The following is a 14450-nucleotide window of genomic DNA, read 5'->3' on the forward strand; positions in this document are numbered from 1 at the left end:
ATCACAGTACGTGCGAGTCGTTGTTCGCCCTCGTGGGTTCTCTTCCTGGCGCTCTCTGTCGCGGGACCGCTCACTGGCTGCAGCGCGTCGTCGTCGGAGCCTCCGTCCGAGGAGACTCCGCTCCCCGAGGAGGAGAAGCCGCCACTACCAGTCCCTTCGTTCAGTTGGGGCGGCGGCACGGACACTGGCACGCTCGTAGGCAACCTGTGGACCCCCGGGCGTGACGCGACGGGGCTCGTGAACCAGGCGTCTTGGGCGCTCGTGCCCAAGGGGCGGTGGATCGAGGTCGCGGGAACGCCGCTCACCTCGCTCGACGCGGAGCTCAAGGCGGCGCTCCCTGGCCACCGGGATCTCGGCTCCCAGGGGCTCGCTGGTGTCATCAACGCCTACTCCGGCGTGGCTGTCGACGCGCCTCATGCCCGCTGGTGGGCCTTCGGCGGCGGACACGCCGACAGCTCCAACAACGGCCTCTACCGCTTCGACATGGCGCAGATGCGCTGGAGCATCGAGCAGCTCCCCGATAACTCGGCGAACTGGGCGGGTGCCAACTACGTCGACCCGTACAGCTACTACCCCCCCGCCGCGGGGTACGCCCGGGCGCACCCTGACAGCGACGTCTTCTGGGATGAGTTCTTCGATCCAGACCGGCCCGCCGCCTCGACCGGCAACCCCGTGGCCCGCCACACGTACAACGGGCTCATCTACAACCCGGACCTCCAGGAGGTGGCCTTTGGCGTCCGGCGGATGTGGCGCTACAGCCTGCGCACCCGGACCTGGAAGCGCCACACCCCCTTCAACACTCCAGGGGCCACCTACAGCGGGGAGACCGGATATGGCGGCGCGGCCGGCTGGACGTTCTGGGACGAGGTGACGCACCGCTACTTCTTTGGCCCCACGGAGAACTACAACTATTCGCGGTGGTGGTCCTTCGACACCGACGACCAGTCCTGGAAATGGGAGGTGGTCACCCCTCCTGCATGGTTCTTCGCCCAGATGGTCCGGGTCGATCGCAAGCTGGTGAGCTTCCCCAACCCGCAGTCGGCCTACGGGACCTTCCCTCCGAGACTGGTCACGTACGATCTGGACACGACGAAATGGGAGACCTTGCTCCTGGAGAGCAACCTCGAACTCTCACGCTGCTACAGCGAATACTTCGAGGGGATGATCCTCACCTACGTGGCATCGCGTCAGCGCTACGTCGCCGCGTTCCGGTACGACGGGGATGGGGATGGGGCGTTCGAGTACCGAACCTTCGAGATCGACCCGGGTACCCTCGAGCTCCGCGAGGCACCGGAATACGAGGCCGGCGCGTTCGGCGGTTGGCACGACCTCGTCAAGAACCGCTTCTTCTACCTGGCGACGCTCGATGCCCTCATCTACGTGCGCAAGGGAGAGGAGAACCTGCGAGTCTTCCGGCTCCCCTGAGCCATGAGGTGAGAACGAGAAGTCCTGGCATGACTTTTTTTACCGATTTCTGGGATGTCCGGTCGGCTCGTCCCCTCTTTGTACTGGGCCCCTCCTCGCGCCTGTCTTCCGCGAAGCCTGGAGCCGCCCATGACTCAGGTGACGAACTCCGGAGGAATCGATGAAGAACAGGCCAGGAATTGTCATGCTCGCCGCCTCGCTGGCGCTGACGCAGGCGTGTGGCACGAATGAGCAGCAGCCGCGGTCATCCGCGGTTCCCACCACGCAGGTGGAGACGCTCAGGACGGAGGACTCCGCCCGCGAGGATGAGTCCTTCGATGCGCTGTTTCAGGAGGCTGGCGAGGAGTTCGAGGTGCCGCCCGCGCTCCTGAAGTCCCTGTCCTTCGTGCAGACGCGCTACCAGATGGTGGAGGGCGCCGAGGAGTTCGAGGGCCGCCCGGCCGTCCACGGAATGATGGCACTCACGAGGACGCAGCTCGAGGAGGGCGCGAAGCGGGCCGGCGTCACGGCGGAGCAGGCGAGGACCGACGCGCGCTCCCACGTCCGTGCGGCGGCGGCGCTGCTGTCGCGCCACGCGGATGCGCTGAAGGTGAATCGCACGCTGGCAGCGAGCTGGGCACCGGCGGTGGCCGAGGTGTCCGGCATCCAGGACGAGGAGGGCCGTCGCAGCTTCGTTCACAACGAGGTCTTCCGGGTGGCCCGCCTGGGAGTCGGGACGCTCTCGAAGGAGTGGGCCACGAGTGGACAGGGCCTGGCCGAGGAGAAGCTGGAGCAGCAGCCCCAGGCGCTCGCCGGTCCGGACTACGCACCAGCCGTGTGGCGGCCCTCGTCCAACTTCAACGCCCGGCCCATGGGGGTGAAGATGGTGGTCATCCACACCTGTGAGAGCAGCTACTCGGGGTGCTGGAGCTGGCTGACCAACACCAGCTCGCAGGTGAGCGCGCACTACGTGGTGCGCGAGGACGGCGGGGAGATCAGCCAGCTCGTGCGCGAAGGGAGCCGAGCGTGGCACATCGGCGCCACCTACCAGTGCAGCAACAACAGCGGGATGGAGTGCGGCCTGAACGGGAGAAGCTCCAACGACTTCACCGTGGGCATCGAGCACGGCGGGTATGCGTCGACGGTGAACTGGCCGGTGGGGCAGATCGACGCCTCGGCCCGGCTGCTGTGCGACATCACGCGTGACCACGGGATTCCACGCGACCGTTACCACGTGGTGGGGCACGGCAAGCTCCAGCCGTACGACCGCACGGATCCCGGCGCCAACTGGCCCTGGACGGACTACCTCCACCGGGCCAATGCGCACTGCGGCACGGCGTGCGTGCTGATGGGGGACATCAAGGCGAAGTACGACGCGGTGAACGGCCCTGTGTTGCTGGGCAGGTGCCAGGCCGGCGAGCTTTCCACACCAGACGGAGTGGGCCGCTACAACCACTTCGAGCGCGGCAGCATCTACTGGACGCCGACGCTGGGCGCCCACGTGGTCGTGGGGCAGATCCGCATCAAGTGGGAGCAGCTGGGCTGGGAGCGCAGTGTGCTGGGCTACCCTCTCACCGACGAGCTGACGACGCCGGACGGGCGCGGCCGCTACAACCACTTCCAGAATGGCAGCATCTACTGGACCCAGGAGCTGGGAGCCTGGGAAGTGCATGGCAACATCCGGGCCAAGTGGGAGCAGTTGGGCTGGGAGCGCAGCGTGCTGGGCTACCCGCTGACGGACGAGACGACGACGCCGGATGGGGTGGGCCGCTTCAACCACTTCCAGAATGGCAGCATCTACTGGACGCCGACGACGGGAGCCCACGAGGTGCATGGCCCCATCCGAGCCAAGTGGGAGTCTCTTGGCTGGGAGAGAAGCGCGCTGGGCTATCCGGTGCGCGACGAGTACGCCGTCACCGGTGGGCGAGAGAGTGAATTCCAGAAGGGCTTCCTCACGCTCAACACCGCCACCAACACCGTCACGGTCCGCATGAAGTAGCAATCTCCCCTCCCCTCCATGGCTGGGCTTCTGGGAATGGAGGCGGCGGCCTACGGGGCAGGAGACTTCCTGAGCTGCCCACTCCGTCAGCGCACCCGGAACAGGGTGTCCGCCACCAGGACGTGCCAGGCTCCGTCCACCCACAGGGCGCGGCCTGGCACGGGGCCCAGGTCCAGCAGGGTCCCATCCGCCTGGCTCACGTGCAGGTGCTCGCCGGTACGGACAGCGATCTGTCCCTCCGGGCCGAGCGCTGCCACGGTGCTTGGAGTACCGAAGTCGGAGACCTTCCGCGTCTCACCGAGCGGGCTGCGCAACCACACCTGGAGCTGTCCCGCCCCGCTCGGGGCGGTATAGGCCACCCAGCCCCCGTTCACCGCATAGTCGATGCCCGGCTGCGGCCCCAAAAAAGACGCCTGGGCGCGCGGCTGCGTGAGGAGCGTCTCCTGTTCTCCGGTGTGGAGGGCAATCACGAACGTCTGCGAGGCGACCAGGTGCTTGCGGTAGACGACGAGCGTCCCGTCCGTGACCGGGTACGTGTTCCACGTCGTGGCGTCCGGGTCATTCGTCAGGCGCCGCGTCACGCCGTCCTGAAAGGTGTGGATGTCGTATCCGAGGCCCCAGAACGCAACGAAGCCGTTCCGGGCAACATCGTTGAAACTGTTCGCGCCCTGCCCAACGGACACCGTGGCGCCGGTCGCGAAGTTCCGCAGCATCAGCTCATCGCCTGGGTAGTGCGACCAGAGGGCATGGTCTCTCGCTGCCTTGACCCACACGAGTGCCTTGTCCGGATCCAGCTCAATGAGGGAGCCCTGGCGATACTCATACAGCCGCCGGGTCGAATCGTCGGTCCAGAAGGAGAAGAGCACTCCGGAGGAGATGAGCTGAGCGTCCCCGACTCTCCTCCCCTCGGGAACGGGAACCGGGGTGTCCTGGCCCGAGGACCGGTGGCGCACCACCAGGCCGGTGTCATTGCCGAGGGCGCTTCCCCCGGTGGCGTAGAGGAGGCGGGAATCATCCACGTCCACGAGCTGTCCGGGGACGGTGGCGACCCGCTCCAGGGAGGGGCTCGTCACGACGAGCACGGTCTGTCGCTGCGAGGTGAGCTGGCCCAGAGAGTCCTCCGCGATGAACTCCAGTTGCAAGCGCCTGTCCGTGAACGAGGAGAGGTCTACGCTCGCATCGAGCGTCCCGATGCCCTCCGCCACGGACACGGACTCGTACTGCCCGGCGACCCGAGCCACCAACTTGCACTCCGTCGCGTCATCCGCGCATGTCGCGCGGAGACGCTGGGTGGTGGAGGAGAGAGCGACCTGCCATGAGGCCGGCTCAGCCACCTCCAGATGGGGAGGACGATCGAGCACGAACGTCGCCGGAGTGACGAGGCTGTTTCCCCGGCTATCCGTGACCACGATCTCCAACGGGTGCTGCCCCGGGCTCAGCGGACCGAGGTCCAAGGTGCCCACGAGGTTGCCGGAGTTGTACGTGAGGGGTGTCTGTCGGTCCGTTCCAGGAATGCGTGCGACCGCGCTGGCCTCATAGGTCGACCAGACGGTAGCGCGGACGGAGAGGTGCTCCCCCGTCACCACGCCCTCGCACGCCCACATGGGCCTGAGCCTCACCTTGCATGCGGGCGCGAGGAGCTCCGTGCGCAGGTGTTCGGTGGGGCGGGGCGAGACCGTGAGCGACAGCCTCGCCGAGCGGCTCGGGTCTGCGATGGAGGTCGCCTCCACGACGACCGTCCCGGTGAAGGTGCTGTCCGCGAAGAACAAGGCATCCGTGGAGCTGCCGTAGGGCGTGGCGGGCGCGAACCGTCCCGGACCTTGAACGAGGCTCCAGGTGACGCCACGGTGCGTCGCCCCGAGACCTTGGACACGCGCGGTGAGGCCCGCAGTCTCTCCCGGTGCCAGGGTCGTAGGGGCCGCCGCGATGAGCACGCCCGTCACGTTGGGAGGGGTGGTGGGGGGCGGCTCGGGCGGCTCGGGCGGAGCGGTGGGGGGCAGCTCGGGCGGTGGGGCACCGTCGTCACTGGCAGCGCGGCAGGCAACGAAGAGCGCTGCGGCCAGCAGCATCCAGGGGAACGGAAAGCGTCGCATGTCTTCTCCGGGCCCGGCCCCTCTCCTCACCCAGGCGCAGCGTAGCCAGTCAGGGAGGAGGCGTCTACGCAGTGTCCGCGCGGGCGTCCCCCAGATCAATCCTTCGCGATATTCGCGAGGATCTTCGACCAGTGCTCGCGCATGGCCTCCCGGGCCTTCGCGTCCGGCAGCTTCTCCATGTGTACGTGGAGGGCGGCACCTCTCGCCTTGGACTCCAGGGTGAGCTGCAACGTGGCCGGCTTCGTCCAGCTGTCTGGCTGCCACGTCATGCGCAGGCGCTCTCCGGGCTTCACCACCCGCAGCTCTCCGCGCACGCCGGGGGCTCCGCGCCTCTTGGGAACCTCATAGCCCTTCCCCGGCTCGAACTTCAGCTTCGCGCCCGGACCCAGCCAGCGCTCCGCCTGCTTCGTGAGCAGGTCCCACAACTCGGGAGCGGTCATCGGCAGCGTGCGCACCACCCCCACCTGGAAACCCGTCGTGGCTGTCTCGCCCACCACCCGCTTGCCGCGAGCTTGCTCATACGCCACCGAGATCGACTGCTGCCACCAGCCGGACTCGACCTCCCGGGCCACGAGCGCGACAAGCTCCTTGTGGTTCAGCTCGGCCGCCCCCGCTGCATCCAAGGCGCGCATCCAGGCCTTCCAATCCCGTCCGGTGGCCTCCTTCACGGCGCTGTCGGTCACACGTTCGGTGATGAGCGCCTTCTTCTTCGCGGCCGCGGGCTTCTTCCCGCCCGGGGCAAGCTCCGCGAGTCGCGCCTGCACCAACCGCTTCACCAGCTTCGCCGGCAGCGGCTCGTCGGGCAGGAAGGTGACGCCGCTTTTCGACGTGGCGTACCCTTCCAGCTCCGGCTTCAGTGCCGGCACCACACCGCCGCTGAACGGGTAGTAGCCACAGTGGCTCTTGAAGAACGCGAAGCCCGCCACGACGTCCCCATCGACCTTGAAGGCGGGCATCCGGTAGCTGATCGTCTCGGTTGCCCCTGGAAGCAGCTTGCGCAGTTGCTGGCGCAGCGCCCCTAGCGTCTTCCTCGCTACCGGGTCCTTCACGCTCGCCAGATATGCATCGATCGGCTGCTGTTCCTGCTTCTTCGTCGCCATGCTCTTCGACCCCCTGAAGCGTTTCGCCCCGACTCAACGGAACCGAGGCTTTGCCCACAGCGAAAACCGGAAACGGTCCTAGCGGCGACCTCCGGCGGCCAGCTTGCGCCGGGGCTCGGCCTTCCGCGCGAGGTGCTTCACGGTCTGCTCGACCGTCGCGAGGAACGCGCGCACCGACTTGTCGAGCGCCGGCTCCGGCGTGTCCTCGATGCGGGTGTGCGAAATGCCCGGTGATGACTGCGCGAAGACCATCGCGGTCGGCACGATGTCGGCCATCTCCGCCGCGTCATGGAGCGGACCCGATGGGATCTCCGGCGAATGGCCGGTGACGTCCTTGACCGCTTTTCGCACGAAGCCGGTGAGCGTCTCATCGAAGATGCGCGGGGTGATCTTGAGGATCGGGCTCCACTCGACCTTGACTTTGAACTCCTTCGCAGCGGCGAGCGACGCCTTCTTCGTCCCCGCGAGCAGCTTCGCGAGCACGTCTGCGTCGAGCGCGCGCATGTCGATGGAGATCTCCGTGCGGCCCGGCACCGCGGTGACGAAGTTCGGCTCGACCTTCACCACGCCGCAGGTCGCGACCACGCGCGTGCGCGGCGTCTTCCCGGAGAGCTTCGTCGCGAGCGCCTGCGCGGCGAGGGCGAATCGGGCGCCTGCGAGGAACGCATCCTGGCGCAGGTGCAGCGGCGCGGCGCCGGAGTGCGCGGCCTGCCCGATGAACTTCAGATGGTGGCGCTCGACGCCCATCGTCCCGAGGACGACGCCTACCGGGCGCTTCATCTCCTGCAGCACCGGCCCCTGCTCGATGTGCAGCTCGAGGTAGGCCTCGGCCCGCAGGTCGTCGAAGTACTTCCGCGCGGTCTTCATGCCATCGAGGGTGATGCCGTTCTCGTTCAGCGCGTCGGGGAGCTTCACGCCGGCGCGGTCCACGAGGTGCGCGAGTTCCTTGTGCGGCTCGAGCGAGCCGGCGGACGCGGCGGACCCGGTGAGGCTGCGGCCGAAGCGCGCGCCCTCCTCGTCGGCCCAATCAACGATGTGGATCGTCACCGGCGGGCGTTCGCCCTTCGCGGCGTATACGCGAAGGACCTCGAGCCCTGCGAGCACGCCGAGACAGCCGTCGAGCCAGCCGCCACCAGGGACCGAGTCGAGATGGCTGCCAATGACGATGCTCCGCTCGGAGTCGCCCTGGAGCGTGGCCCAGAGGTTCCCTGCGCCGTCCTGGCGTATGGGGAGGGAGAGCTCATTCTTCAGCTTGCCCGCGAACCACTCGCGCGCCTTGCGCCAGACGGGGCCCCACGCGACGCGCTGGGCACCGCGCTCGTCGGAGGTGAGCTTCTCGAGTTCCTTGAGGTCGGAGATCACACGCTTCGAAGAAGGGTTCATGACCCACTTCATAGCGCTGATGCGGGGATGGAGAGGAGCGTCCTCGGGACCTTGCGCGAGTGGGTCTCCTTTTTCCAACAGCCTCGGCACGGCTCCGGCGGTCTCCTTATGTCTCCCGGGTCGCCGAGCCCACCTTGGATAGCTCCACCGAGGAGCCCTGAGCAGCTTTCGAGGACTGGCCCCGGTTGAGGACCCAGAGCGGCAGCCGCGGGAACAGGCCCAGGTGGAGCCCAAGCACCGCCCCGAGGGACGGGATGACCCCCAGCTGCGGCAGCACCCCCAGGACATCCCAGCTCGTCCAGGCCTCCTGGATCTTGCCGTCGGAGATCCGGAACATGTCGATACCCTGGAACTTCAGCCGCTTTCGGGTCGCGGGAAAGCCCAGCAGGCGCGCGGTGTGCGTACCCTCGGAGGTCCACCGCACCGACACCCGGTCCCCGGCCGCGACGATGTCCTCGACCTTGAACGCCATGTCGGGCACGGCGCTGATGTAGAGCTGGGCCGCCCGCTTGAGGCTCTCGGCGCCCATGCCCAGCGGCGGAGTGAGCGGATCGAGCGCGTGGAGCACGAAGCCAGGGGCCAGGATTTCGTCCGCCAGCTCGGGCTTGCGCGGGAGTTCGACGCGGCAACGGATCGCCAGCGCACACGCTTCTTCTGGGGTCATCGGTCACTTCCTCCAAATGCGGGCGGGCGGCCCCAGGGGGCGGGCCCTGCGGGGGCAGCTTCGACTTCGGGGGGCACCGCGGCACTCTCCAGGGCAGGACTGGCCGCGCAGCGCTGCCGAGCGTGCTCGAACCCCTGGAACCACAGGTCCTGCTCGTCGGCGTGGCGCTGCCACCGGTGGTAGCGGTTCAGGAGCGCATCGAAGAAGTACCCGGTCGTGCTCTTGGCCTTCATCGCGAGGTTCTCCATCTGTCCGGAGAGCAAGTGCATGTCCTCGTTGATGGCCTTGTAGAACGTCAGCTCCAGCAGCCAGTTGGAGAGCTGCCGGAGGACGGGCGCCGTGAGGAAGCCTCGGTAGACGAACATGTTGCCCCGCGTGTGGGTCTCATCGGTCGGGGTGTTGAAGAACAGCGCCGTGAAGGAGCGGCCCCCGGGCAGGGCCATGTCCACCCGCATGTGACACGGGCGGAAGATCTTCATGGTCACCGGCAGTCGCTGGGAGAAGATCTGATAGTAGAAGCGCACGGTCATCTCCTCGGCGCTCTCCTGCACATCGACGACCTCGGGCAGGCTCTTGCGCGAGGCGGGGTAGAGCCTCAGCAGCGTCGCCGCGTGGACCTGGAAGAAGTGGGGAAGATCGAGCACGTGCTCGATGAGGTAGTCGTACCGACTGGGGATGCGCTTGTGGAGTTGGTTGGTCAGCTCGAACCCCTCGGGCAGCTCCGTCGGCAGCGGCAGGGGGCTGGCGGCGGCGCGGCGGGGGTCTCCCGGCCAGATCCACACGGCCCCCTCTCGCTCCATGCAGGGGTAGGCGTGGGCCACCGCGGTCCGGGGGATGGACTGTCCCTCCGGCAAGAGCGGCAGGTGGACACAGCGCCCCGCCCCGTTGTACTGCCAACCGTGATAGGCGCACGCGAGCCGGCCCCGCCGCACCTTTCCGAGCGAGAGAGGGACGAAGCGATGCGGACAGGCGTCGAGGAAGCAGGCCGGCTGGCCCGATTCGTCACGGAAGAGCACCAGCGGATCCCCGAAGAGTTTCACTGGAAGTGGCTGTCCCCCGGGCAGCTCCTTGCTGAGGAGGACGGGGTACCAAGCGTCACGCATGCTCATCCGCTCACAAGTGACAGGTCACCGCATGAAGTCAAGAGCAGCCCGGGGGGTGCCCTGGCGGTGCTGGCACCGGGAGCCGTTTGAAGAATGGGCCCCATGAGGAACACGACGGGAAGCGCTGCGGTGACGCTCCAGGATGTGGCCAGCGTCGGTGGCCTCGCCGTGAACCACATCGTCCTCCTGTTGTACGTGCAGCTCGGATTCATCGACCGGCTCCAGCAGCTCGCGCTCGGGACGACCCAGGCGCGCTACGTGCTCGCCGCCATGGGGCTGGCCGGGTTCACGACCAGCCTGGCGGCGCCCGGACTGCTTCGCGCCAGGCACCCGGTCACGCCCCTGCGGCTGGGGTTCGGGGTGTCGTTCGTGGCTATCGCGCTGTCGCTGGCCTCGGAGGCATTGCCGCTCCTGGTCCTGTCCGCGGCAGGCATGGGGCTGGGCGTGAGCCTGAGCTACATCTGCCTGGTCGCCGCCGCGCGGCCGTCCTTCCGAGTGGAGCGGGTCGGCATGAAGGTGGGGCTCGGGACGGGCCTGGCCTACGCCATCGGCAGCGTCCCCTGGCTGTTCCTCGCGTCACCCGAGGCCAAGGGGCTTGCCTCGCTCGTGGCGTGCGCGCTCGGGGTAGGCATGACGTTCGTCCCGCGCGATGCCGCCTCCTCGGAGCGCCTGACAACGGAGGGAGGCGAACCGGAGCCCGAGAAGGAGCCAGCGGGGTTCTGGCCGATCCTGGCGATCTTCTTCGCGCTGATCTGGCTCGACTCGGGGGCGTTCGCCGTCATCATGAGCACCCCGACGCTGAAGGCCGCCTCCTGGGGAACGGAGCTGTTGCAGTGGCGAAACAGCGCCCTGCACCTCGGGTCGGCGCTCCTCGGCGGCTGGCTCATCGATCGCGGCAGGCTTCGCTCCACCCTGGTCCTGTCCTACGTCCTGATCGTCTTCGCCATCCAGCTCTTGCAGCACTCGCCGTCACTCGCGCCGCTCGCCTCCGTCGGCTATGTGTCCGCCGCCTCGCTGTACACCGTGGCCCTCTTCGCCTACGCCCCCGCGTGCCTCGGCCCCCGTAGGGACACGCGTCTTCACGGGCGTTGGATCCTCTTCACGCTCGCGGCCTGGGTGGGCTCGACGCTCGGCATCGGGATGGTACAGGACCTTCACTTCGTGCCGTCGTGGGTCATGGTCGTCGCGGGGCTCGTGGTGGGCTCGGCGCTGCTGGTGCGGGAGGAGGGCCCGAAGTCCTCCACCGCCCTGCCCTGGCTCCCGTCGTCCGTGAAGTTCTCCGGCGAGAGTCAGGCGGTCAGCCGCACACCGATGGCCGGCCACTCCAGCCCCAGGAGCGAATAGCTTGCCGCCGCTCCCGCGTCCTGGCATGGGCCCACGTCTTCTCCGCCTTCACCGCGTGGCGCGTCTCCAGCGCACGCCACCTCCGGCACCGCCTGCGCGGACACGCCCCGCAACTTGCGCGCGTACTTCGAGCAGAGGGCCCCGGGGCACATCGCTCCCCGGGGCCCTGGCTTCTTACTGCTGAGCCTCCAGCACCGACTCCTGCAGCGTGTCAGGCACCGGCTCGTAGGTGGCCAGCTTCAGGGTGGCCATGGCCCGGCCCTGGGTGCGCCCCCGCAAGCTGGTCACGTAGCCGAAGAGGCTGGCCATGGGCACCTGCGCGGAGACGCTCCGCACCGTGCCATGGCCCTCCATCCCCCGCACACGCCCACGCCGCGCGGACAGATCCCCGAGAACCTCTCCGAGGAACTCCTCCGGCGTGGTGACCTCCACGTCCATCACGGGCTCCAGCAACCTCACGCCCGCCCTGCGCGCCGCCTCCTGGAAGGCCAGAGAGCCGGCCAGGGTGAACGCCTGGGGGGTGGAGTCACGCACGTGCGTGCTCCCATCCACCAGCCGTACCTCCACGTCCACCACCGGGTAGCCCGCCAGCACGCCACGCTGCATGGCGCCCTCCACCCCCTTCTCGATGGCCGGGATGAACTCCTTCGGGATGACGCCGTTGTGCGTGTCATCCACGAAGACCAGTCCCGAGCCTCGCGGCGCCGGCCCCACCTCCATCACCACATGGGCGTACTGTCCGGGCCCGCCGGTCTGTCGCACGTGGCGGTAGTCCTGGCGGACCTTCTGACGCAGCGACTCGCGGTAGGCCACCTTGGGCTGGCCTACGCGCGCCTCCACGCCGTACTCGGTCCGCAGGCGATCCACCACGATCTCCAGGTGCAGCTCGCCCATGCCGGACAGCAGCTGCTGCCCGGTCTCCGGGTCCACCACCACGCGCAGCGAGGGATCCTCCGCCGCCAGCCTCACCAGTCCGTCCTCCATCTTCTGCTGCTCCCCCCGAGAGCGCGCCTCGATGGCGAGCTGGATGACCGGCTCGGGGAAGCGGAGCGACTCCAGCACCACCGGAGCCTCCAGCGCGCACAACGTGTCGCCCGTGCGCACCCCGCGCAGGTTCAGCGCCGCGCAGATGTCGCCCGCATGCACCTCATCCACCTCCTCTCGCTTGTTGGCATGCATGAACATCAGCCGCCCGACGCGCTCGCGGCGCTGCTGGCGGGGGTTGAGCACGGCCATGCCCGTGCGCAGCGTGCCCGAGTAGACGCGCAGGAAGACGATGCTCCCCACCGCCTTGTCGTGCATGAGCTTGAAGACGAACGCGCACACGGGTTCCTCCTCGTTGGCCGAGCGGGTGACCTGCACCTCGGTGTCCGGAGTGACGCCCTCGACCGCCGGGAGATCCGACGGCGCGGGGAGGTAGTTGACGACCGCATCCAGCAGCATCTGCACACCCTTCTTCTTGAAAGCCGCCCCGCAGAGCACCGGCACCAGCTGCCGCTGCAAGGTACCCGCGCGGAGCGCGCGCTCCAGCTCCTCCTCCGTGATGTCCGCCAGCCTTCCCTCCACGTACTTCCGCAGGACAGTGCCATCCACCTCCGCGCACGCCTCGATGAGCCGCAGGCGCAACGCCTCCGCCTCGGCGCGCAGCGCCTCGGGGAACTCCCGCTCCGAGGGCTCTCCCGACGCCTCGTCGAAGTGGAAGGCCTTCATGCGCAGCAGGTCCACGACGCCGCTGAACTCCGGGCCAGCTCCGATGGGGAGCTGCACCGGCACCGGGTTGGCATCCAGCCGCTGGCGGATGGAATGCACGCTCATGGCGAAGTCCGCGCCCACCTTGTCCATCTTGTTGAGGAAGGCGATGCGCGGCACCCCATGCCGGTTGGCCTGGTGCCACACCGTCTCCGACTGGGGCTCCACGCCCTGGCTGGCGTCGAACACCGCCACCGCGCCATCCAGCACGCGCAGCGAGCGCTCCACCTCGATGGTGAAGTCCACGTGTCCCGGAGTGTCCAGGATGTTGATGCGGTGCGCGGTGCCCACGAAGGGCCCTCGCATCGGCTTCCAGAAGGCGGTGGTGGCCGCCGAGGTGATGGTGATGCCGCGCTGCTTCTCCTGCACCATCCAGTCCATCTCGGTGGAGCCAGCATGCACCTCGCCCATGGCGCGGATGCGACCCGTGAAGAAGAGGATCCGCTCGGTGAGCGTGGTTTTGCCCGCGTCGATGTGGGCCATGATGCCGATGTTGCGGTAGCGCTCGATGCGTGTGGTGCGAGACATAAAGGTTTCCCGTTCCCGTCGGGTGAGGCCACCCGCGGGTCAAAAGACAGACACTGGTTGAGAGACATTGAGCCCCGGGCACACGGGCGCGCGCACGGGCCTGGCAGCGCCCCCTTGGGGGCGCTCAGGTCAGCGCGAAGACACACGAAGTCCGGGAAGGATCAGGGCGAACCGAACCCGCTCGGCACACGGAAACCAGCCAATCCGCGCCAGGGGACTTCGGTCCGCCTGCTCAAATGTCGAGCAGCACCTTGTGACGGGAGTCGAGACGCACGTCCGCCACCGGCGCGAGCACGCGCACGGACGGCACACCCAGAATGGTGCAGACGGGCCTCATAACTCAAACATATGTAAGCAGAGGGCTGCGTTTGTCAACCGCATGACTCGCAGCCACCGAGGTTCGAACAACCGCCCCCTCGGGCTGGGGGCTCTTGTCATCGAGAGTCTGCTCGTGGCGGCGACACGAGCCTCTCGCCGGTGCGGCGGAATCGGCAGCCCGCCTCATCGATGAGACGTTGCGAGGAGACCCCGAGCGACGCGCAGCAGGTCTATAGCGCGGGCGCAGGCGCGGGCGTGGGGGGGATGGGCGTGGGGGTAGGAGTGGGCGTGGGCTCAGGCTCGGGCGTGGGCGTGGGCGTCACCCAGCTGCAGCCGCCGCCAGTCTTCCAATAATTAGGCGGACAGGTCGCAGTGCAGTTACCGCCGCCCTCCTTACACAGAACGGTGGTCGCCGAATTCCTGGTTTCACAGGTGATGCTGCCAGTGCATGTCAGGGTGGGGGCCACAGCGAAGGATGAGAGGACTGCCTCGGAGCTCATCTCCGTGCTGATCACCGATTGCTCGATCGGCATCGGCTCTTCCGTGGTGTCAACGCCGCAGCCTGCAACCAGAGACGTGACCGAGAGGAGAAAAACCGCTTTGAAGAACTTCATGCTCGTACCTCGCGTGGGGGCCTTCTTGCGGACTCCAGTGGCCGCAAGTGCCGGGGTGGACTGCGGGAGGAATAGTGCCGCACAAGTAGAAAAATACACAATAGCCGCAATGCGATTTTTCCTAAGCATCCATGCTTAAGCGGAATAAACC

General features: G+C 67.8%; 10 protein-coding genes. 4 read left to right on the forward strand and 6 right to left on the reverse strand.

What is annotated here, in order from left to right; genetic code table 11:
• The first annotated feature begins 237 nt into the window (after nt 1-237).
• Together SYV04_RS40275 and SYV04_RS40280 are read left to right on the forward strand one after the other, a co-directional pair.
• Complete coding sequence (locus SYV04_RS40275) at nt 238-1425, forward strand: hypothetical protein (RefSeq protein WP_321551404.1); 1188 nt, start codon at nt 238-240, stop codon at nt 1423-1425.
• Between the two features lie 160 nt (nt 1426-1585).
• Nucleotides 1586-3403, forward strand: a complete 1818-nt coding sequence (locus SYV04_RS40280) for an N-acetylmuramoyl-L-alanine amidase (protein WP_321551405.1) — start codon at nt 1586-1588, stop codon at nt 3401-3403.
• A gap of 86 nt (nt 3404-3489) precedes the next feature.
• Here the strand turns inward: SYV04_RS40280 and SYV04_RS40285 are convergent, their stop codons facing one another.
• The 5 genes from SYV04_RS40285 to SYV04_RS40305 all read right to left on the reverse strand — a co-directional run bounded on the left by SYV04_RS40285 (nt 3490) and on the right by SYV04_RS40305 (nt 9746).
• Nucleotides 3490-5496: a hypothetical protein gene (locus SYV04_RS40285; RefSeq protein WP_321551406.1), complete on the reverse strand. Its 2007-nt coding sequence runs from the start codon at nt 5494-5496 to the stop codon at nt 3490-3492.
• Between the two features lie 95 nt (nt 5497-5591).
• Nucleotides 5592-6596: an SRPBCC domain-containing protein gene (locus tag SYV04_RS40290; protein WP_321551407.1), complete on the reverse strand. Its 1005-nt coding sequence runs from the start codon at nt 6594-6596 to the stop codon at nt 5592-5594.
• A gap of 78 nt (nt 6597-6674) precedes the next feature.
• Nucleotides 6675-7979, reverse strand: a complete 1305-nt coding sequence (locus SYV04_RS40295; protein WP_321551408.1) for a Zn-dependent hydrolase — start codon at nt 7977-7979, stop codon at nt 6675-6677.
• A gap of 106 nt (nt 7980-8085) precedes the next feature.
• Nucleotides 8086-8643 carry an ester cyclase gene (locus SYV04_RS40300; RefSeq protein WP_321551409.1) on the reverse strand — a complete coding sequence of 186 codons (558 nt, stop codon included), beginning with the start codon at nt 8641-8643 and terminating at the stop codon, nt 8086-8088.
• Nucleotides 8640-9746, reverse strand: coding sequence for an aromatic ring-hydroxylating dioxygenase subunit alpha (locus SYV04_RS40305; protein WP_321551410.1), 1107 nt, complete (start codon nt 9744-9746; stop codon nt 8640-8642). The genes SYV04_RS40300 and SYV04_RS40305 overlap by 4 nt, the downstream gene beginning before the upstream one ends.
• A 102-nt stretch (nt 9747-9848) precedes the next feature.
• Here SYV04_RS40305 and SYV04_RS40310 point away from each other — a divergent pair, with 102 nt between their 5' ends.
• Entirely contained in the window at nt 9849-11090 is a 1242-nt protein-coding gene (locus SYV04_RS40310; RefSeq protein WP_321551411.1) for a hypothetical protein, read from the forward strand.
• 174 nt (nt 11091-11264) lie between these two features.
• Here the strand turns inward: SYV04_RS40310 and fusA are convergent, their stop codons facing one another.
• Complete coding sequence (gene fusA / locus SYV04_RS40315) at nt 11265-13367, reverse strand: elongation factor G (RefSeq protein WP_321551412.1); 2103 nt, start codon at nt 13365-13367, stop codon at nt 11265-11267.
• Between the two features lie 507 nt (nt 13368-13874).
• Here fusA and SYV04_RS40320 point away from each other — a divergent pair.
• Nucleotides 13875-14039: a hypothetical protein gene (locus SYV04_RS40320; protein WP_321551413.1), complete on the forward strand. Its 165-nt coding sequence runs from the start codon at nt 13875-13877 to the stop codon at nt 14037-14039.
• Nucleotides 14040-14450: the final 411 nt, after the last annotated feature.

The sequence above is a fragment of the Hyalangium ruber genome (assembly GCF_034259325.1).
In the GTDB taxonomy this organism is placed as follows: Bacteria; Myxococcota; Myxococcia; order Myxococcales; family Myxococcaceae; genus Hyalangium_A; species Hyalangium_A rubrum.